Genomic DNA, 19,798 nt, shown 5'->3' with positions numbered 1-19,798 from the left:
TCACCCTTCACTGAACCTCACTTATAGCCCTCAGGGCCTTGAGGCGCGCCAGGAGCGCTTGGGCCTTCTCATTGTCCATCCCATGCTTCTTTGCCAGAACCGCCGGCGTCGCCTCGTCCAGGTTTACCTGGTCCTGCAGGACGCCAAGCACTCTCCTGTAGTCTAGGCCCAGTTCCTCACCCAGGGCCCCCACGGTCATCTCATTAGCCTCTAGGTACACCATGAGCATATAGGCTACGGTCTCCTTCTTCTTGAAACCCTTCCTCCTGGCGTAGTTCACTACCTCCATGAGCCACCATACCCTTCCGCTGGCCAGATCCCCAACGGCTATTGGAAAGTCGTCCCTGGACACGTAGTCCCTTATGAAGTTGGGTCTGCTCACCCCTAGTAGCGCCGCGGCCTCCTTCACCCCCACCAGGGGCCCATACACCTCCACCCCTGCCACCCTGACACCCAGCGCCTTCTCCATGTCAGTTATCTCGATCCCCACAACCCGCCCCATCTCGTCGACATCCAGGTTCAGTGAGTTGGCCACCTGCACGCTGTAGGTCAGGGCTTCGGGAGGCAGCTCCACTAGCCTCACATACATCTCGTTGTGGGGAACATCCACCTCTACCCTTACCTTTAGCCTCACCCTGGTCCACCTCGAGATAATGACATTATCATAAGTCTATGATATGATAATAACATTGTCAACCCCCTCCAATCCTAGACGGACCTGGTCCGGCGTGACTTGGAAATCTGGCTCAAACTGGCTTTTGAAAGAAGGTGGAGCACCGGCTCCAGGTACCCGGCGGGAGGCTCTGGACCAGGCACGGCTAAGGGCATCCAGCCTTGCTGGCGGGTCGAGTGCCTAAGGATTTGCAGGGGAATATGGCCCTGGTCTTCATGCGGGGAAGAGAAGGTGGGTGCCTGCTCGGGGTCTTGTGGTATCAAGAGGGGGTGGATTAGGGAAGCCACGGGGATTCCCAGGCCTCTTCTGGACACAAGAGGCAAGCCCTTAGTACGGGGTGTTGGCCCATCGGGGAGCACGTTGAAGGGAAAGACGAGCGGGGAGATGCCCAGTTGCTCCCTCTTGAGCCCCTTTGAACTCAGAATGTTGCTCTCATAATGACATCTTCTCAGGCTGATTATGGGGTGACAATATCACAGGCCGACTACACTGATGCAAGCCGGGGTATTGACCTCTACTTCCCCCGGTGTTATACTTTCGGTCAAAGGATAGCAACGGGCTTTGAGGGAGAAGAGTAGTTCAGCCGCAGGGGGCATAGCGAGCCGGCGATAGTGAAAGGCCGGTCCCGCCGGGCCGAATGAATGGGCTCCTGAGCCGCGAACCGAACGGGCCCTCCCCAGTAGGCTTCGCCGGGACTCCCGCCGTTAAGGGGGAGGGGATATCGGACCGCTAGTCCCGTATCCTAATGATTGAGGGAGGCCCCTAGAGGCCTAACCCGGGTGGTACCGCGGAAGGTAAGGCCTTTCGTCCCAAGGGACGAAGGGCCTTTGCTCATTTGTAGACTGAGCCGATAAGTGAGGAGGTGCAGGCATGTACAAGGTGCTGGTCACAGACGGCCTGGACCCGCAAGGGGTAGACATACTGAAGAAGGACTGTGAGGTCCGGCTGGTAGAGGGACTCAGCCAAGAAGAACTTCTGGACCAGGTGAGTAGTGTTCACGGGCTCATCGTGAGAGGCACCACCAGGGTGACAGGGAAGGTGCTTGACGCTGGTCGAAATCTGCGAGTTGTGGCTAGGGCTGGGGTGGGATTGGACAACATCGATGTTGCTGAAGCGGTAAGAAGAGGCATTTCGGTAGTAAACGTTCCCGGGGCTAATGCTGTGGCTGTGGCCGAGCTCTGCCTAGCGCTCCTCCTTTCCCTTGCTCGCCACATTGGGGAGGCTAGCCTTGCTGTGCGGCACGGGAAGTGGCGTTCCCCAGCCCACAACGGATTTGAGCTCTCCGGGAAGACGCTCGGCATTGTGGGACTGGGGAGGATCGGCCGGGAGGTCTGTACCCGGGCGCTGGCCTTCGGCATGACAGTCCTGGCCCATGACCCCTATGTTCCCGAGGAAACTTGCCTGGATGCAGGAGCACGCCCGGTGGAACTCGGTGAACTGCTGGGGTGCTCGGACGTGATTACTCTCCACACACCCCTGACCAGCGAAACCCGAGGGATGATCGGCCTACGCGAGCTTCGCACCATGAAACGCGGGGCGCTCCTGGTGAACTGCGCCCGGGGTGGAATAGTGAATGAAGACGCGCTCTACGATGCCCTGGTCTGCGGCCACCTGGGAGGCGCTGGCCTTGACGTATTCCAAAGTGAACCACCCGGCCCAAGCCCACTGCTCAGTCTACCCAACGTGCTGGCTACACCCCATCTAGGTGCTGCCACCCGTGAGGCCCGGCGCCGGTGTTCAATAGCTGTGGCGATGGCTACCCAGAGGGTTCTCAAGGGAGAATGCCTTAACCCCGAGGCGTGTCTCTGCCAAGGAAGCCATGACCTAGGTGCCTGCAGCCCTCTCGCCTCAGCAAACCCAGTCCAGTGAAAGGAGTGTCGAGTATGGAGAACTGCAAGATACTGCTGGATGAAAGGGAACTCCCTAGGGCTTGGTACAACATCCTGGCAGACATGCCTCACAAGCCCCAGCCAGCGCTGCATCCCGGCACAGGAAAGCCATTGGGGCCGGAAGACCTGGAGCCACTATTTCCTATGGACCTCATTCTTCAAGAGGTCTCGGGAGACAGGGAAATTCCCATTCCCGCCGGTGTCCTGGAGGTTCTTTCCCTTTGGAGGCCGACCCCCCTACACAGGGCTCGACGCTTCGAAGAAGCCCTGGGGACGCCTGCGAGGATCTACTACAAGAACGAGGGTGTGAGCCCCGCTGGCAGCCACAAGCCAAATACTGCTGTGGTCCAGGCCTACTATAACAAGAAGGCAGGAACGAAGCGAATCACCACGGAAACCGGGGCCGGGCAGTGGGGCAGTGCCCTGTCACTCGCCTGTAAGTTGTTCGGAATTGAATGCAAGGTGTACATGGTCAAGGTTAGTTACCAGCAGAAGCCCTATCGCCGCTCAATGATACAGACCTGGGGGGCCACAGTGGTTCCCAGCCCCAGCACAGAGACCCAGTCCGGAAGAAATGCCCTGGAGAAGGACCCAAATTCCCCAGGAAGCCTGGGCTTGGCCATCAGTGAGGCCGTGGAGGACGCTGCCTCCCGTCCAGACACCAAGTACTCCCTGGGGAGCGTGCTCAACTATGTACTACTCCACCAGACAGTGATAGGGCTGGAAGCCCAGAAGCAAATGGCTCTGGCCGGGGACTACCCTGACGTAGTCATTGGGTGCCATGGCGGGGGCAGCAACTTGGGGGGTATCAGCCTTCCCTTTGTCAGGGACAAGATCGCCGGCCGGCAGGTAGACGTGGTTGCGGCAGAGCCGTCCGCGTGCCCGACGCTCACCAGGGGGACACTCGCCTATGACTTTGGGGACACCGCCGGCCTCGCGCCACTCCTACGCATGTACACGCTGGGCCATAGCTTCATCCCTTCAGGCATCCATGCTGGGGGTCTTCGCTACCACGGCGCTTCCCCGGTTGTCAGCCAGCTCCTTGAGGACGGGCTGATAAGGGCCGAGGCCTATCCACAGTCAGAGGTGTTCAAGGCCGCGGTCACCTTTGCCCAGAGCGAGGGCATCATTCCCGCCCCTGAGACGGCCCATGCGGTAAAGGCTGCCGCTGCCGAGGCCCTGAAGGCCAAGGAGGAAGGGAAGTCCAAGGTGATCCTGTTCAACCTGAGCGGTCACGGGCACTTCGACATGGCCGCATACGATACCTACTTCTCCAATTCCCTGGAGGACTACCAGTACCCAGATGACCTCGTGCGGAAGGCCCTGGAAGAGCTGCCCCAGGTCGGCGCATGAGCTCACCCTAAAACTGGCTGGCCCTTTCCACGATATACATGGTAGAAGGTGGAACCTGGACGCCCGCCAGGACAAGGTGACATCTAGCCTACCGAGGAGAGGGCCTTTGGGAAGGACCCCGTCGCCCCCTAGGGGACCGGGGCCCTTCCCTTTCTAGGGCAGACCCCCTTTCCGAGGTCAGGCTGGGAGGAAATGCAAGTCCTGTGGAAGAACACCTATAGAGGCCTGTCCCGAAGGGGGTTCACAATGGCAGCTATCAAGCTGGTGCACGTTGCCGATGTGCACCTCGATACCACTTTACACAGCCAGAATGCTCATATAAGGCAAAGGTTGAGATGGGCTACCAGGGAGGCATTCCGGGCGGCGGTAGACCTCTGTCTCCAGGAGGGTGCCCTAGCCTTGCTTGTGGCCGGTGACCTCTTCGACAACCACCGCCTCACCTTGGAGACCGAGAGATTCCTCCTGGAGCAGGTAAGACGGTTGGACAGTCAAGGAGTATGCTTCGTCTACGCAACAGGGAACCACGACCCGGGCCTTGCTCACTACAGGGCGCAGCGCATTCCGTGGCCTCCCAATGTCCATCTCTTGGCCAGCAGTACCCCCCAGGAAGTCCCGCTTACCGGTGCGGCTGGCGCTAAGGCTGCCTGTGTTGTTGGCGCCGGGCACGAGACTGAGCGGGAAGACCGGAACCTAGCCCAGGGATTCCCAGGGTCCAAGGGCAGCCTTCCCTACATAGGACTACTTCACACCTTCGTCGCGGGAGCCCGGGAAGGTCACGAGCGGTATGCACCCTGCACCATCCAGGACCTCACCGGGAAGGGGTATGCATACTGGGCGCTAGGGCACATCCACCGGCGGGAGGTCGTATGCGATTATCCTTCGGTGCACTACCCCGGCAACCTGCAAGGTCGCAACGCGCGGGAAGATGGCCCCAAGGGAGCCCTTCTGGTCACGGTGGACCCCCAGGGGGCCCACGCAGAGTTCAGGCCCCTGGCTCCTGTGGAGTGGCTCACTGCAAGGCCCCTTTCCTTGGTCGACGTGGAGAGCCAGTCCACGCTAATCCCCCGGATCGTCCAGTCCCTCCCAGGCAGGACTGCTCCGGAGTTCCTTCTCAGGGTGGAACTGGCGGGCCCTTGCCCCCTGTACCAGGAACTCATGTCTGAGGAGGAAAGGCTGTCACTGGAGGACCAACTGGAGCATGCTACCGGGGCCCTCAGCGTGGAGGTGCGTACTAGGGATCTCCTTCCCCCAGCCAGGGTTGAGGACTTCAAGCAGGGCCCTCACATCCTGGCCACCGCCCTGGAGATCCTAGAGGAGGTCAGGAGGGAAGGCCTCTCCCCTGGTCTGGCAGACAGGCCCCTGGCGGGGGAATCACAGGGCTTGGCTGGATTTGGTGATGACGAAGCCAGGAAGGCTTATCTCCTGCGCATTATGAATGGAGCAGAGGTTGAACTGGTGTTCAGGATGGTGAAGCCCCGTGTTGGTTAAGGCCCTTGGGATTGAGCGCTTTGGCCGCCTATCCGATTTGCAGGCAGACGGGCTTGGCCGTCTTGTGGTAGTTCACGGCCCCAATGAGTCCGGGAAGTCCACCCTGTTCCATGTCCTCTGTACACTCCTGTTCGGATTTGCCCCGGCAAGCCAGTCATCCCACCCGTACTCTCCCTGGGATGGTGACATGCTGTCGGTGTCAGCCAGCATGGAGATGGACAGCGGCCAGCCCGCCACAGTGTCCCGGCGCTTGACCTCAAGTGCCAAGGGTTGGTACCAGGCAGGTGAGACCCATCGGGACCTGGGAAACGGTCCACTGCCCTTTCTCGGGCGCCTGAGTCGGGAAGCATTCTTGGAGGTCTACGCCATTGGTGCACGAGACCTTGAGTTCTTCAAAGACAGGGTGTGGAGGGAGGTCCAAGGGGGCCTGGTTCCGGGTCTTGCACCCGAGTTCCTCATGCCCTTTGAAGAGGTGCTGGCCTCCCTGGAGAAGGAGGCCAACACCCTCTGGAGGCCCACTAGGCACAAGGGGACGAAGGCCCAGACCATCCAGGCATCCATCAGGGACCTGAAGGAGGAACGCAGGAAGGCTCAGGAACGCGATACCGTACTTAGGGACAACACCCAACGGCTCTCGGAGATCGAGCGGTCGAAGAAAGACCTATCTGAAAGGATAGTGTTCCTGAAAGCGTTTCTCATGAAGGCGGAGCGCTTCATGCCCGTCTACCAGGCGCTTCGCAAGGTAGAGGATCTGAGCAGGGAAGCCGGGGACGTCACCCAGCTGGAGGCCATTCCCGAGAGTCCCCGGGAGTTCATCGCCAGCCGGGAGGAGCGGTTGGAGGAACTGCTTACCCGGTCGGATGCCATTGAAGGAGCGATGAAGGAACACCAGGAGTCCGTATCCAGCCTAGACTCGCTCCTAGAGGGAGTCCTGCATCTGGAGGCAAGGATACAGGAGGCCCGGAACCGGTTGGAGGCTTGGGCTAACGACCGGGTGCACTTGGAGGATGCCCGCATAGAGGCTGCCGGGGTCAGGGCTCGCATGGAGGAGGTAGCGACTGGGCTTCTTACCGGTACCTCCAACCTTTCCTTCCTGAGAACGCTTCCCCGTGCGGAGATCCTCGCTGCCATTAGGGGATTCGAAGAAACCCATTCGAGGCTGAGGTCTGAGGAGGAACGGTTGGGAGACCTTGAAGTCCAGGTAGCAGCCGGTCACCGGCCGGTTCCCGTCCTCGCGCTGCTGGGGGTTATCCTTGCGCTGGGACTGGCTGGATCCGGCCTCCTAATGGGAATGCGGTGGCTTACCGCCTCCGGGGCCATCCTCGGGGGGCTGTGTCTTGCCATCTTGGCCAGGTGGAACCAGGCCCGCGAAGAGAATCGCAGGCTGTCAAGGGGTCTGGATGTGGCACGGTCCCGCCGGGATGAAGCGGCATCAACCAGGGATGAGTACCGGCGGAGGGTTGTTTGCCTGCTGGGCCCAGCTCCAATCGCCCAGGGCAGGCTGGAAGCCCCAGATACGATGCTGTTCCAGGACCTAATGGAGGCCAGGGAGCAGGCAGTTCGCCAAGAGGCTCTGGATGCCCGGATGGACATGATCTCCGGCAGGCTCTCCCAGGGAGAGCAACAGGTCAAGGAACTGGCGAGGGAGATTGGCATTCAGTTCAAAGGGACCGAGGAAGCCCTGGAGGAGATCTGCATGCTCCTGGCCAAGGCCCGGGAGAAGGCCAGGAGGCGAGAAGCCTCATTGCAGGCCATTGAGACCTTCAAGAAGGAAAAGGATGATGTGGAACGGGAATCTGAAGCCATTAAGAAAGCCTTGGATGACATCAGGTCCCTACTGGCCCAGGTTCATGGCGGGGGATCGGAGGCTGCCATCAGGGAGGTCGGACGCCAGCGTGACGCTGCAAGGCAGGCCCGGAGGATGGAGGAGGACCTATCCAGTAAGCCTGACCTTGACACTATCAAGGAGGAAATAGCAGAACTCGAGACTAAGGGCGAAACCTGGCTTTTCAGTGACGAGGAAGTGGTGCGGAACCGCCAGGAGCTGGCCGAGACCCTGGAGAGGGAGGTAAGCCTGAAGGAGGAGGCGGCAAGGATCCAGGCAGCCCTCGCGTACGCCCAGGGGCCCACGGTGGATGACATCGACAGCCAGGTAGATAGCCTTAAGATGGAGTTGGAGGAGAGCCTGGAACGGAGGGACCGGCTGGTTATCATGAGGGCCGTCCTGGTGGAGGCGGAAAGGCGCTTCCGGGAAGAACACCAGCCAGACGTCCTGAGGCGTGCCAGCGCACACCTCAAACGCATTACGGACGGCCGTTATGAAGCCCTCACCATGGACGAGGAAGGGGGAAGACCCTGCCTGACACTGCACACCGCCCGGGGGTTCCCCGTCCCGGTCGCTCCCCCCATCAGCAGGGGAACCCTTGACCAGATATACCTTGCTCTAAGGCTTTCCCTGGCGGATCACCTGGACGACCAGTCTGAGACGCTCCCCATCTTCCTGGATGAGGTACTGGTCAACTGGGGTGACGGGAGCCGCCTCGAGGAGGGCATAGGCATCATCCAAGAGGTCTCCTCCAGCCGTCAAGTCTTCTTGTTCACCTGCCACGATTGGCTGGTGAAGCGGCTAGAAAGGGGAGGAGCCCGGGCTATAGACCTCCTCCATAACCAATGACAAGGCCGCATCCTGATGACGCGGCCTTGCTTCTCCCCTAGCCTGCTGCAACCTGAGGGATGCCCTTTACCATGGCTGCTCTCCTGGCTAGATCAATCCTTTCCCTCTCACTCAAGGGTTTCTGGGTGTCTGGATGCACGGCGCAGCACGTGCCGTTCACCATTCGGGTACGCACCTCACCCCGGGCAACGGGATTTCCCTTCAGGTGGGGCGCGTCCATCAGCCCGCCGCGGACGGCCAGGCCAAGGGTGACCGGGTCTGCCCAGGGGTCCGCTGTACCCTGAGGTGCAAGCCCCCGGATGGCCTCCAGGAGTACCCCGGCCTCCTCCAGGAGTTGCTGCTTTCTCGTGAGTACCACCGGGTCCTGGATCATTGAAGGCAGACCGGCCATGCAGTTCCTGATTACCCCACGCACTATCTTGCAGGCCTCAATGATGTCATGGGGTGTGGCTGCGTGGTCTCCTTCGGTATGGGCCACGACATGCACGATGTCAGGGTTCAGTGTCATGCCCAGGTAGGTGGAGGCAGCGAGCTGCCCCTTGGCCATGTCCATGTCTGCTGGGAAGCTGGCCAGACCGGCCCGGACCTCCCTGAAGCTCTGGAAACTCTCATCGTGAAGAGACTCAATCATCTCTATCTTCGCCATCATCTTGGCCAGATCCATCATGGGCGATGTGGCTGGAGGGTTGTTGAACATGTACTGGGCGACGTAGGTGGTCACTCCCGCCCGCTTAGCGTTGTAGGCTCCGAGGAATGCGGCCACCACCGCCACCACATCGTGGGCATCCCTGAGGCTCCACTGGTGGGCATCGTTGACCTCCACCGGCACGCCCCTGGCGGCGTGCCAGGCCATTAGACGCTGGGAATCCCGTATTGACTCCTCCAAGTTCCGTGGGCCCCTGCCGTCAAGGACATTGTACCAGAACACGGGGATGGCACTCCAAGCGTTATCAATGGTGGCCAGGAGCAGGTCGGCCATTTTGAATACGTCCCGGGTTCCGCTGTAGCACCGGAGAAGTGGGTAGTTGCCGCACTGGGCGGCCCCGTACAGCCTGCGGAGGTCCTCGGGTGTCCGCAGGGGAACACCCCCGGCCCCATCCTGTGAGGGATCCATCTCCCAGGGCCTGAAGAAGCTCTCCTGGGCGTTCTGGTCAGGACCCAAGGATATTACATCCAGGACGCCCGAGGATGCAAGGGTCTTGACGCCCCGGACAGTCACGTCCAGGTCTGGAAGGCCGAAGTGGTGACGGATGACCGGGTAGGGTCGCTTGAATTCTATACGTTCCACCAGGGTACTGGGGGGGCGCTTGGAGTTCTCCCTGCGGCCACTATGCCCCTTGAGAAAGCCGAGAACCTCGTCTATGTCCTCGAGCCCGGAGAATACCCTGTCAAAGATGCCTAGACTCTCCGCCACCCTGGCAACGGGGGGAGTGCCTCCCATGGTGAGCAAAGGCAACCTAGTCCACTTTCGCTCCCGGACACCCTTGGAGAGTCTCTCCAGGAGTGGCTTCGCGGTCTCGGGGGATAGGCGGTATCCCACCGCCGCCATGTAGGGTGATTCCTGTTCCACCACCTTGAGAAAGGTGTCCACAGGCACGGCCGGCCCGAGAAACACCGTTTCGTAGCCGGAATCCTCCGCTAATCTTAGGAAGTTGATGACCCCAGCCACATGAACGCAGTCACCTATCGCGGCTCCAACGATCCTCTTCTTCATGGCCATCCTCTCCTTTCCGGCCAACGGTGAGAGGAAAACCGAAACCCAGGGACACCCCTGGGTTAGGTTCAGAACCCGGGGTCTCCTCCTTCCACGCTTACGAGGTTAGCTGACGGACTCGGACCGAAAGAGTGTGGCCCTACCCTCTTGCAAGGGATTCGCCCCTGTTGACTGGGTCCCCCGCACCCCCCGCAGGGGGTTTCAGCGTTCAGACCGTTTGGCCGTATGCTATTCTACCACTGTATCCCTATTCTACCAGAGCCAGGCCCCCCTGTAAAGGGAAAGACCCAAAGGTATTTTAAGGGATAGAATATTGTTAACATACCAATACTACATAACCCATCCAGTAACATTCACTCCTGGCTGTCCCTGGCTTGCCCTTAGTCTAGGGCTCTCTCCAGCATGGCCTCCATGGACTCCCTGGTCATCATTCCGACGACCTCTTCAACGATGCGCCCGGACGCATCCACAACTACTGTGGTGGGAAGATATCTCACCCCGTACGCCTTCCCGGTAGCCTTCTGAGGGTCAAGAAGCACACGAAAGGAAAAGCCACCCTCCTGCACAAATGCCTCCACGGTTGAGGGGTCGTCCAGGGCGATGGCTAAGACCACCACGTCGCCATCGTATTCCTTCTGAAATGCGTCAAGGTCCGGCATCTCGTCCCTGCAATAACCGCACCATGTCGCCCAGAAGTTGATGAAGACTACCTTGCCCCTGAACTGGGAGAGGCTAGTCTCAGTGCCCTTGAGGTCAGGCAGGGTAAAATCCGGTGCTGACTCATCGCCTGAAGGGAGTGGTGCTTCGCTATCCTGCCTCCCGCGGCAACTGGTTGCCACCAGCAGTACTACGACAAGCACAACCAAGATCCTGATGCTCTTCACAGAGTGACCCCCCGATTAGAGTCTATCCATGTACAGGAGGATGCCCAGAAAAACCAATCCCAGCCCAGATACCCGGGAGATCGCAGGGAGATAGGGACCCAACGACTTCAAACCCCTTGTCACCCGGTCGGTAAACACAGCTGCCAGTACAAAGGGCAGGGAGAACCCTGCGGAATAGGAGGCTAGCAGGAGCCCCCCCGTGACGGGATCCCCTGAGGAACTCGCCACTATCAGGATGGAGGCCAGGATAGGCCCCACACAGGGTGTCCAGCCAAAGGCGAACACGATGCCCAGCAGCAACGGCTGCCACCGGCCCAGCACTGGGAGGGTTCTTGCCTGGGCAGTCCTCTCGAGAAAGGCCAGCCGGTAGAGTCCGGCCAGGTGGAGACCCAGCAAGATGACGATGAGTGCTCCCACCTTGCGCAATACCTCAATGTGCCGAGCCAAGAGGCCACCCACAGCCGTCGCTGATAGACCCATGAGGATAAACACCAGGCTGAATCCAAAGATGAACCCCATGGTATTTACTGCCAGCCTGGTGCGTCCCCCCCCTTGAGATGCCACCGACACCAGGTAGGCAGGGATAAGCGGCAGTACACACGGGGATACGATGGAGCCCATCCCAGCAATGAAAGCCAAGTAGAAAGGGGGTGATTGCATGGCCGCCTCCTAAGTCCGGAGTCTCCGCGATACCTCGAGCCCCAACATGAACAGTGAGGCCATTGTCAAGTGGGCTGGGGCGGCTTCGTCAATGAGAAGGGACGCTCTCGGGGGGAACTCCTCATCTCCACGCCACAGCACAACTCCCAGGTACACCTTGGGGTAGGCCTCAATAATGAAGGATGCGTCCCCCAGGCCCATTTCCCTGGCCTTGAAGGGTTTCAAGGCATCATAAAGCCCGGGAATGTTATGGCCGAACCTTTCCCCCAGGGGGTCAGCGGCCTCGTGCTGGACGAGGGCCCAGTGGGATTCTCCACCCTCCAGCTGGTTGAAGGCCAGCCACTCGCTGGCAGGCGACGTGTCCCGGCCTGTCCAGGAAAGGTACTGTATGAGGAGTACTCGCTCCTCTGGCGAGAGAGCGCCACCAGGGGGGTGCCTTTCTGTTGTCATGTCCCCGCTAGGATGGTGAACGTGCTGCACTGCCCCGAGATAGGGAAGGGAGAGTGTGCCGTTCCCCGGGTTGTAGAGCCCGCCTTTAGCCCTGGCCATGGCTTCCGGCCTCTTCATCGCAAACCTCTCCAATGCCGCACGGTATGTCTCTTCGTAGCCCATGCCCGCCTCCTCAGTCTGGCCGGTTTCTCTGGTGTATGACACGGAGCCCCCACAGGGTAAGGAGCCGGTCCACCTTCTGTATTGTCCTGGTTTCAGGGGCGATGAGCTCTGCTAGGCCGCCCGTGGCAACTACGAAGGCATCACCGCCAATCTCCTCCCGCATCCTCCTGACTATCTCATCAACTTGACCTGCGAAGCCAAACACGATCCCCGACTGCATGCTGGATACGGTGTTGCGTCCCACCACGGAAGGGGGTTTTACCAGCTCTATCCGGGGGAGCTTGGCAGCCCTCTGGAACAAGGCCTCCAGGGAGATACCTATGCCGGGAGCGATAGCACCCCCGAGATACTCTCCGTCCCGGGATATGGCATCATAGGTCGTGGCGGTTCCAAAGTCCACCACGATTGCTGGTGCCCCGTAGCGGTCATATGCAGCAACCGCATTAACTATGCGGTCGGCCCCGACCTCCTTGGGGTTCTCGTACTTCACTGAGACACCTGTCTTGACGCCCGGGCCAACCACGATAGGCTGTACCCTTAGGTACCGCGAGCACGTATCCTCCAGTGTCTGGGTGAGGGGGGGCACCACCGAGGCGATTATGGCTGAGTCTAGGAGGTCTGGGTCAAGGCCCCCATGATCCATTAGAGAGAGAAAGAGGATACCGTATTCATCGGCGGTCTTCCGGCGTTCTGTTGAGACCCTCCAGTGGTTCCTAAGGGCGGATCCCTCGTATACGCCTGCCACTATTTCCGTGTTGCCGATGTCCAGAGCAATAAGCACCTTCGCCTTCTCCTTTCCACCGTAGATCCATGATACCGCTAGATTGCATTAGCAGGCAAGATGAAGATGGGAACCTTGATGGTTAACCTGGTATTCCCGGCTGTCTCAGGGTCTCCCTACCGCCCACTACTTAGACTCCACGCCCTGGCAACTTGCCTTCCGGGGCTGGATGTTCTCATGGAATGCGTAAGTGGTCTCAAGGCAGGATCCTTATTAGAGACACCTCGCCCCAGGGGAACCTTAACAGGGATCCGTGCTCGGTTCTGAGAAGCAGCGCCCCATGGCGGTCAAGCCCCTCATCGATGCCTTCCCACGCAGCATCCCCTGTGCCAACCTGGACCCTTTGACCATAACTTGCGCTCTTGAGTATCCATTCCTGCATCAGGGTTCCGGGGCCACCACGCAGGGCGAGACATCTCTCCTCCAGGCCGTCCAAGGTCAAGCCCAGTAGTGTGGCCCGGTCAACGGGCCGTCCCAGGTGGTCGGACAGGAAGGCGATGGTTTCAGGGAAACCCTTGTGCAATAAGCCAGGTCTGTTCACGTTGATACCTGCCCCCAGGACTACCCAGGCAGGGGACCCTGAGGCTTCACCTATCACTCCTGCCAGCTTGCCGTTGGGGCAGACCACATCATTGGGCCACTTGGTCTTGGAGTTCACCCCTAGGACTTGCCCGGCGGCGGCTAGGGCAAGCGCCATGGCCACTGTAAGCCATGGGAATCCCGAGGGTTCCAGTTCCGGGCGCAGGATGACAGAAAACAAGAGTCCCGCTTCTGCCGGGCACCACCAGGAACGCCCTCGCCTTCCCCTCCCCTGGGTTTGTTCATCTGCTACCACCACAGTACCCTCGGGTTCACCCTGTTCGGCCAAGTGCCGTGCCAGGTCCATGGTGGAGGTTAACACCCTCCGGTAGATTACACGGGTCCCCAGGGCCTTGCCTTGCCTCGAAGCGATGGCAGTGGTGTCCAATCTCTCCATGGGTCATCTCTCCGTCCTTACTCCAGGAGAAGCAGTGATCAGCGGCTTATCTTTAACTGTCGACCCTGTGGGTTCCCCTGGAGCCCCTGTAGATACCGCCAGGTAAGCCAGGATCAGGGTAGGAATGGTGGTCAGGGAAAGACTCCAGAGCGTGGCATGCACGCTGATGAGATCCGCGAGGTAGCCGAAGGGTACCAAGGCAATGCCCGCTACTCCGTAAACGAAGCCCATCATGAGTCCTGAAGCCAAGCCAATGCTCTTGGGCATGAGGTCCTGGCAGAGCAGGATGGTCACGGAGGCGGTGGCCACCAGGGTCATGCCGGACAGCGCCAGGAAGATGAAGGACCACACCCCCGAGGTAGCCGCGAAGGCAATGCTCATGGGTGCCGCCAGCAAAGAGGAGAGTATGGTGACTCTCTTCGGCCCATGGCGGTCGGCGAGGGTCCCACCCACTAGGGTTCCTAGCGCCCCCGCCACCAGGTAAAGCGCCAGCGCCCAGCTGGTCATCTCATAGGGATAGTAAAAGGGGATGTAGGTTATAAAACCAAGGTGTACCAGGGAACGCATGACGGAGAATGACGTCAGCAGGACTACAGGTTTGGACAGCCCTTCGGAGACCCAGAGGCGAAGATCCCTACCAGTCCCTGGGGCCTCCGGGCCCATAACGGCCGGACGTTTCATGGACTGGAGTAAGACCACGGTAGCCGCTATTCCTGGAATCATGATGTAGATTGTTCCCTGAAGCCCTTGGATAAGAAGAAGGGACATGACGATGGGGCCCAGGGCGTATCCAACGTTCCCACAGACCATGAACAGGGCCAATCCAGAGGCCTTCTTGATGCCACTGTTGAGGTATACTGCTTTGGAGGCAGCCGGGTGAAAGGCAGCGGCACCAAGGCCTCCGAAAAACACAGCGGCCAGGACGGCAATGTAGAGGGGTGAGTAGCCCAGGGCGGCCACCCCGGCTGAGGTCAGGAGGACGCTGGTGGGCAGGAGCCAACTCTGGGGCTTCAGATCCACCAGGACGCCAAATACCGGCTGGAACACTGAGGAGCCGATGATCCTGACCATCATGATGGTGGCTATGAGGGTATGGGATATGCCGAGCCTCTCCTTGATCAGGGGAAGGACAAGGGGGATACCTCCATCGGCCACCTCAATCGAGAAGTGTGCCAGGCTGACCACACTCACAAACAGGCTGTTCAAGAGGTGTATCACCCGCAGACATAATTATTTCGGGCCCAAATGGAGTCCGCTGAGCCCCAAGTTATTATTCCGCCCCCCACACGGGGATCCTCCTCGTGGACAAGGGTTGGCCTTCACCTGGACAAAGACGCCGCCGGTTGTGGTATAACCCGACTTTTATATGATGTCGAAAATTTCTATGAAGAACGGAAGCAATACATGAGGTAAGGATGCCAATCCTTAGAACTTGTGCTGTCATCGCTGGGTGGATACATCTCTTTACCCCTATCGGCCTTCACCTGGACAAAGACGCCGCCACCGGTTGTGGTATAATACAATTGTGGGATCCCCCCGGGGGGTGATTGTATGCTTCAGCTGAGAGTTGACAGGGTTGCCATGGAGGTAGGAGGGGAGCAGGGAGTCGTTATCCTGAAGGACATCGACGGGAAACGAGTGTTGCCCATCTGGATCGGAATGCTGGAGGCAACTTCCATCGCTATGGAAATGGAAGGCATCAGGCCAGCCAGACCTCTAACCCATGACCTCATAAAGAGCATGTTGGACACATTGAAGGCCGAGGTGTGCATGGTAATAATCCACGATCTGAAAGACAGCACCTTCTTTGGGCAGGTCGTCCTGAAGTCTCAAGGGGACACCATGGAGATCGATTCAAGACCGAGCGATGCCATTGCCCTTGCGCTTCGCGCCAATGCTCCGATATTCGTATCGGAACAGGTTATGAACGATGCGGGTCTCGCGGCTAACCAGGACCCAACAGTACATTGAGGGAAGAGTAGTCCAGGGCGCAACGGTCTTGGTATCGTTGTGCCCTGGACCGTGCCTGGACTGCTAGAGGTTTATTGACTCCCCGGGTCTTAGTATCACCACTTTCGTCCCAGTCTCGGCTTCTACCTTGTCTTTGAACAGGTTGGGATCGGCCTCTATTAGAGGCCAGGTATTGTAGTGCATGGGTATGGCGACCTTAGGACGAAGCAACTTGACAGCCACCACCGCATCGTCGATGCCCATGGTGAAGTTGTCACCGATAGGGAGCAGCGCCATATCTAAGGGTTCCAGTTCTCCCAGGAGCCTCATGTCTCCGAACAGACCCGTATCACCCGGGAAATAAACACGTTTACCATAGAAATTAACGATGAATCCACACGCGTGGCCGCCGGGAACGCCTGATCCATGGAAGGCCGGGGTAGCCCTGACATAGCCGAAATCAAAAGCGTGCTTGCCGCCGATGTGAAGCGCGTGGGTGTCGGCTCCCTGTTTCTGGAGCTCACCTGCAACCTCCGCGGTGGTAATGGCCAAGCCGCCCGAGGCCTTGGCGATTGCGGCCGCTTCTCCCATGTGATCGAAGTGAGCGTGGCTTACCAGCACATAATCGGCCTTCACATCTCTCGACTTCACTGGCGAGGATGGGTTCTCGTCCAAGTAAGGGTCAAAGATGAGTGTCTTGCCCCGGTCCTCCAAGGTGAAGCAGGCGTGGCCGAGGTACCTGATGTTCACGGGTATCCCCCCTATCTACTTCTAGGGGAAATGATAGCAAATATTGGGGGGATAGGCAAATCACTGGGCACTTCCGGGGTGCTCGGCGGAGGTTGGTGCGGTGAGGATCGGCGATCTTTACATTGCGGAGCCAGTGGCACTGGCCCCGATGGCTGGTGTCACGGACCTGGCCTACAGGAGAATATGCCGGAGGTTCACTCAAGGGCTCCTATTCACTGAGATGATCAACGCGAGGGCGCTCACGGAGGGAAACGCCCGGAGTGTCAGGAACGCACTGGTGGGGCCCATTGCCTCCCCACAGGCTGCCCAGCTGATAGGCTCGAACCCGGGGATCATGGCAAGCGCCGCCCGGGTAGTTGTGGAGATGGGAGCTGATGTGGTAGACATCAATATGGGCTGCCCCGTTCCCAAAGTGGTCAAGAAGGGGGAGGGGGCTGCCATGATGAAGCACTTGGACCTAGCCCAAGAAATCGTGGCGGCTGTAACCGGGGCCGTCAGTGTCCCGGTAACCGCGAAGATCCGGTCAGGCTGGGACGAGACCAGCATCAACGCCCCAGAAATGGCAGCTCTTCTTGCAGATGCCGGGGCGGCGGCCATAGTAGTTCATGCCAGGACCAGGGAAGCGCTATACGGGGGAAAGGCCGATTGGAGCGTAATCCGAAGGGTCAGGGAGAGGATTTCCGTCCCCCTTATCGGCAACGGCGATCTTAGGAGCCCTCAGGATGCTCTCGCCATGGTGGAGGCGACAGGGTGCGACGGCGTCATGGTGGGCAGGGCGGCGCTGGGCAATCCCTGGATCCTCCGGCAGGTTTGTGAGGCACTGGATGGACGGGAGATCACCTGGCCATCCCCAAGGGAGAGAGTCGGGATGGCACTGGAACACGCGGAGGAGATTCGGCACCTGAAGGGAGATCACATTGCCCTTCTGGAGATGCGGAAGCACGCCGCATGGTACACCAGGGGGCTCCCAGGCGCTGCCAAGACCAGGGCCGAGATCCACTGGGCCCCTGACATCGAGACTATGAAGAGCATATTATTGGAACGGCTGGAGGTAACCTAATGGACCTTATCTTGATCCCCGTAACCAACGGAATATTCCCCAGGCCAGATGGGGGCAACATGAAGGGGGCCTTCCTGGACCCAGAGATGGCAGCGGTACTCCAGGGATTGCCCAAGGGGCATCCCCTGTTCCTGTGCCCCTACTCCCCAGACCGCGGGGGGTTCTACCCCATTGGTGTTGTGGCGGAGGTGGTCCGGGTGTGGTCACAGGAGGTGCCCGTATCGGTATGTGGGACTGCCAGGGCTGTAACCTTTTGCGAGGTCACGGGCAAGTCAAGGGCTAGGGCAGCAATCCTCTCGGTTTACGAGGGGAGACTCGTTGGCGGGAGGATCAAACCGCTTGATTTCAAGGAACTCCGGGGGCGTGGCTACCCTGTGATTGAGGGAGCGGGCTGGCAGGCACTGGGGGGGCAGACGGAGACCCGGGACTCCAAGGATATCCGGATCACAATCTATGGCACGAACCTGGAGACAGGTGAGCGTCTAGGCCTTCAGGGCAACGTGGGAGGCCTGATTGAGCCCGAGCAAGCCCACAGCGTCGAGCACGCCATCATTCGTTCCCTTAGCCAGTACGGGTTGTGTAGCCCAAGGACCATTGTGGAGTGCCTCCAAGCGGAGACTGGCGAGCTAAAGCAATCAGTGGAAGCGGGTTTCCGTTTGGGATACCCGGAGGTGTTCGGGATGACCTCTTCAGGCGCTTGCGGGAACCCGCTGACCAATCTCGCCCACTTCTATTTGGAGAAGGAAGTAATCCGGGGACTGAAGGAGGGTGAGGGTTTCTTCCGTTCCCTGGATGAAGCCAGGAAGAAGACACTGTCACAAATCTCGGATGCCCTGGATATCTCCACGTCCTGGGGCCTTAGGGTGCTGCAGGGCCTCAAGCGTGGTATGCTTCATGACGATACAGGACATTATCCCAACAAAATGGCAGAAGTGCTGAGACGTTTTCCCGCCAGCCCCCTGGAGTAATGGCACTTCCATGGATGGCATAACCTTTACCGGGAGGTGAATACCCGGTGAAGGTGACTTGGAAGGTGTTTACCGTAAGGGCGACGCCCGCGCTGGCCTGCGTCTTCCTCATGGCTTTTTTCCTTGGCGTATCCACTCCTGTGGCTGTCCCCGCGTCTTCGGGTGCGGGGCCGGTCCTAATGGGTAACCCAGCGCTGCCCAGGGTTGCCCTCATGTTCAATGTGGACTGGGGTGAAGAGTACATCCCGGACATCCTTCAGGTCTTAGAGGACGGGCGGGCCAGAGCCACCTTCTTTGTGACAGGAACCTGGGCCAAGAAGCATCCCGACCTGCTGCGGCGTATAGCCGAAGCCGGCCATGAAGTGGGAAACCACGGGTACTCTCACGCGCACCCAGCCGAGCTGGACCGCAAGGGCATTGAGAGGCTCATCATAGACAATGAGGCTCTTCTCAGGGATGTGCTTGCCTGTGAGCCCGCCAGGATCTACGCCCCGCCCTACGGGGAGTACACGGAGGAAAGCCTCCAGGCTACCGAGGACTTGGGCTACAGGACCATACTGTGGACGGTTGATACGGTGGACTGGAGAAGGCCACCACCTTCTGTAGTGCGCAAGCGGGCTTCCAAGGCCTCAAGTGGTTCCCTCTTACTCATGCACCCCACCGAACCCACCAAGCTGGCACTGCCGGGCATCCTAGCGGATATGAAAGAGCGCGGGCTGGATCCAGTCACCGTGACACAAATCCTCGACAAGGAACCTTAGAGTGTTGCGATCAGCTGCGTCAGGTGCTAGAATGATCCTGTGCACAATTTTGAGCACACGGGGGACTGGGGCAATGGGTCGCTTTTTTCGCATAGGGGACAAGCTCATAGACCCGTCTCGGATCAGGGACCGTGTCAAGGAAATACTGGCCCTTAGAGGTCAGGGTTTCTCGCAGCAAGAGGTGGCGGACAGGCTGGGTGTGGACCGCAGTTTCATCTCCAGGCTTGAGTCAATGGGGGAGGTCAGGCGGGGAGGTTCGCTGGCCCTGATAGCCATGCCGGTGGCCAACAAGGACGAGATAGTGGCGGTGGCGGCCAAGGAGGGTGTGGAACTCTCCGTGGTGATGGACAACCGGGAGCGATGGGCCTACGTGCAGGACAGGAGCGGCGCCCAGCTGGTAAACGACATAGTCAGGCTTATCGGGCAGGTAAGGGCATATGACACGACGGTGGTCATAGGCTCAGACGAGAGAGTGCGGTTCATCCAAGCCCTCATTGACAAGGACGTCATACCATGGGAAATTGGCAAGTCACCTCTATCCGAGGACGTGTACGTGGATCCGGAACGCCTAAGGGACCTTATCCGGGAGATCAAGGCCTAGGAAT

General features: G+C 59.4%; 18 protein-coding genes, 1 riboswitch and 1 other annotated feature. Of the genes, 9 read left to right on the top strand and 9 right to left on the bottom strand.

Annotated features, from left to right (window positions below; translation table 11 throughout):
* Positions 1-7: 7 nt before the first annotated feature.
* Positions 8-634, bottom strand: coding sequence for a DUF2283 domain-containing protein (locus AB1576_08245; GenBank protein ID MEW6081750.1), 627 nt, complete (start codon positions 632-634; stop codon positions 8-10).
* Positions 635-1,225: 591 nt separating this feature from the next.
* Positions 1,226-1,488, top strand: a binding site (T-box leader).
* Between the two features lie 55 nt (positions 1,489-1,543).
* Between AB1576_08245 and AB1576_08240 the strand changes: the two genes are divergently transcribed.
* The 4 genes from AB1576_08240 (at position 1,544) to AB1576_08225 (ending at position 8,077) form a co-directional block, all read left to right on the top strand.
* On the top strand, positions 1,544-2,542 hold the full coding sequence (locus tag AB1576_08240; GenBank protein MEW6081749.1) for a hydroxyacid dehydrogenase: 999 nt from the start codon (positions 1,544-1,546) through the stop codon (positions 2,540-2,542).
* A gap of 14 nt (positions 2,543-2,556) precedes the next feature.
* On the top strand, positions 2,557-3,915 hold the full coding sequence (locus AB1576_08235; protein ID MEW6081748.1) for a TrpB-like pyridoxal phosphate-dependent enzyme: 1,359 nt from the start codon (positions 2,557-2,559) through the stop codon (positions 3,913-3,915).
* Between the two features lie 246 nt (positions 3,916-4,161).
* Entirely contained in the window at positions 4,162-5,403 is a 1,242-nt protein-coding gene (locus AB1576_08230) for a DNA repair exonuclease (protein ID MEW6081747.1), read from the top strand.
* A complete protein-coding gene (locus tag AB1576_08225; GenBank protein MEW6081746.1) occupies positions 5,393-8,077 on the top strand; it encodes an AAA family ATPase in 2,685 nt (894 codons plus the stop codon). The genes AB1576_08230 and AB1576_08225 overlap by 11 nt, the downstream gene beginning before the upstream one ends.
* Positions 8,078-8,114: 37 nt before the next feature.
* Here AB1576_08225 and AB1576_08220 read toward each other — a convergent pair whose 3' ends face one another.
* The 7 genes from AB1576_08220 to AB1576_08190 all read right to left on the bottom strand — a co-directional run bounded on the left by AB1576_08220 (position 8,115) and on the right by AB1576_08190 (position 14,910).
* Entirely contained in the window at positions 8,115-9,791 is a 1,677-nt protein-coding gene (locus tag AB1576_08220; GenBank protein MEW6081745.1) for a methionine synthase, read from the bottom strand.
* Positions 9,792-9,871: 80 nt separating this feature from the next.
* A riboswitch (cyclic di-AMP (ydaO/yuaA leader) is annotated at positions 9,872-10,008 on the bottom strand.
* Positions 10,009-10,171: 163 nt separating this feature from the next.
* Positions 10,172-10,675 (bottom strand): TlpA disulfide reductase family protein, encoded by a 504-nt coding sequence (locus tag AB1576_08215; GenBank protein ID MEW6081744.1) that lies wholly within the window; start codon positions 10,673-10,675, stop codon positions 10,172-10,174.
* A 15-nt stretch (positions 10,676-10,690) separates the two neighbouring features.
* Positions 10,691-11,335: a cytochrome c biogenesis protein CcdA gene (locus AB1576_08210; GenBank protein MEW6081743.1), complete on the bottom strand. Its 645-nt coding sequence runs from the start codon at positions 11,333-11,335 to the stop codon at positions 10,691-10,693.
* Positions 11,336-11,344: 9 nt separating this feature from the next.
* On the bottom strand, positions 11,345-11,902 hold the full coding sequence (locus AB1576_08205; GenBank protein MEW6081742.1) for a DUF3786 domain-containing protein: 558 nt from the start codon (positions 11,900-11,902) through the stop codon (positions 11,345-11,347).
* A 55-nt stretch (positions 11,903-11,957) separates the two neighbouring features.
* On the bottom strand, positions 11,958-12,728 hold the full coding sequence (locus tag AB1576_08200; protein MEW6081741.1) for a type III pantothenate kinase: 771 nt from the start codon (positions 12,726-12,728) through the stop codon (positions 11,958-11,960).
* A gap of 196 nt (positions 12,729-12,924) precedes the next feature.
* The gene (locus AB1576_08195; GenBank protein ID MEW6081740.1) at positions 12,925-13,704 is read right to left on the bottom strand and encodes a biotin--[acetyl-CoA-carboxylase] ligase; all 780 of its coding nucleotides are present in this window, start codon (positions 13,702-13,704) and stop codon (positions 12,925-12,927) included.
* 3 nt (positions 13,705-13,707) lie between these two features.
* Positions 13,708-14,910 (bottom strand): MFS transporter, encoded by a 1,203-nt coding sequence (locus AB1576_08190; protein MEW6081739.1) that lies wholly within the window; start codon positions 14,908-14,910, stop codon positions 13,708-13,710.
* A 345-nt stretch (positions 14,911-15,255) separates the two neighbouring features.
* Here AB1576_08190 and AB1576_08185 point away from each other — a divergent pair, with 345 nt between their 5' ends.
* Complete coding sequence (locus tag AB1576_08185) at positions 15,256-15,675, top strand: bifunctional nuclease family protein (GenBank protein MEW6081738.1); 420 nt, start codon at positions 15,256-15,258, stop codon at positions 15,673-15,675.
* Positions 15,676-15,738: 63 nt separating this feature from the next.
* Here the strand turns inward: AB1576_08185 and AB1576_08180 are convergent, their stop codons facing one another.
* Complete coding sequence (locus tag AB1576_08180; GenBank protein MEW6081737.1) at positions 15,739-16,404, bottom strand: metal-dependent hydrolase; 666 nt, start codon at positions 16,402-16,404, stop codon at positions 15,739-15,741.
* 100 nt (positions 16,405-16,504) lie between these two features.
* Between AB1576_08180 and dusB the strand changes: the two genes are divergently transcribed.
* From dusB to AB1576_08160, 4 genes are all read left to right on the top strand, one after another.
* The gene (gene dusB, locus AB1576_08175; protein MEW6081736.1) at positions 16,505-17,464 is read left to right on the top strand and encodes a tRNA dihydrouridine synthase DusB; all 960 of its coding nucleotides are present in this window, start codon (positions 16,505-16,507) and stop codon (positions 17,462-17,464) included.
* Complete coding sequence (locus AB1576_08170) at positions 17,464-18,432, top strand: hypothetical protein (protein MEW6081735.1); 969 nt, start codon at positions 17,464-17,466, stop codon at positions 18,430-18,432. Before dusB ends, AB1576_08170 begins: the two co-directional genes overlap by 1 nt.
* Before the next feature lie 47 nt (positions 18,433-18,479).
* Positions 18,480-19,193 carry a polysaccharide deacetylase family protein gene (locus AB1576_08165; protein MEW6081734.1) on the top strand — a complete coding sequence of 238 codons (714 nt, stop codon included), beginning with the start codon at positions 18,480-18,482 and terminating at the stop codon, positions 19,191-19,193.
* Between the two features lie 73 nt (positions 19,194-19,266).
* Positions 19,267-19,794, top strand: coding sequence for a helix-turn-helix domain-containing protein (locus tag AB1576_08160; protein ID MEW6081733.1), 528 nt, complete (start codon positions 19,267-19,269; stop codon positions 19,792-19,794).
* The last annotated feature ends 4 nt before the right edge of the window (positions 19,795-19,798 follow it).

This window comes from Bacillota bacterium (genome assembly GCA_040754315.1).
Classification (GTDB): Bacteria; Bacillota; Sulfobacillia; order DUSP01; family JBFMCS01; genus JBFMCS01.
Note: the sequence above shows the minus strand (reverse complement) of the source record. Positions and strands in the feature narration are given on the sequence as shown.

What these genes read in the sequence shown, in the direction of transcription:
- AB1576_08240 (MEW6081749.1), top strand. Translation starts at nt 1,544, where the DNA reads ATGTACAAGGTGCTGGTCACAGACGGCCTGGACCCGCAAGGGGTAGAC.
- AB1576_08235 (MEW6081748.1), top strand. Translation starts at nt 2,557, where the DNA reads ATGGAGAACTGCAAGATACTGCTGGATGAAAGGGAACTCCCTAGGGCT.
- AB1576_08230 (MEW6081747.1), top strand. Translation starts at nt 4,162, where the DNA reads ATGGCAGCTATCAAGCTGGTGCACGTTGCCGATGTGCACCTCGATACC.
- AB1576_08220 (MEW6081745.1), bottom strand. Translation starts at nt 9,791, where the DNA reads ATGAAGAAGAGGATCGTTGGAGCCGCGATAGGTGACTGCGTTCATGTG.
- AB1576_08210 (MEW6081743.1), bottom strand. Translation starts at nt 11,335, where the DNA reads ATGCAATCACCCCCTTTCTACTTGGCTTTCATTGCTGGGATGGGCTCC.
- AB1576_08205 (MEW6081742.1), bottom strand. Translation starts at nt 11,902, where the DNA reads ATGAAGAGGCCGGAAGCCATGGCCAGGGCTAAAGGCGGGCTCTACAAC.
- AB1576_08195 (MEW6081740.1), bottom strand. Translation starts at nt 13,704, where the DNA reads ATGGAGAGATTGGACACCACTGCCATCGCTTCGAGGCAAGGCAAGGCC.
- AB1576_08185 (MEW6081738.1), top strand. Translation starts at nt 15,256, where the DNA reads ATGCTTCAGCTGAGAGTTGACAGGGTTGCCATGGAGGTAGGAGGGGAG.
- AB1576_08170 (MEW6081735.1), top strand. Translation starts at nt 17,464, where the DNA reads ATGGACCTTATCTTGATCCCCGTAACCAACGGAATATTCCCCAGGCCA.
- AB1576_08160 (MEW6081733.1), top strand. Translation starts at nt 19,267, where the DNA reads ATGGGTCGCTTTTTTCGCATAGGGGACAAGCTCATAGACCCGTCTCGG.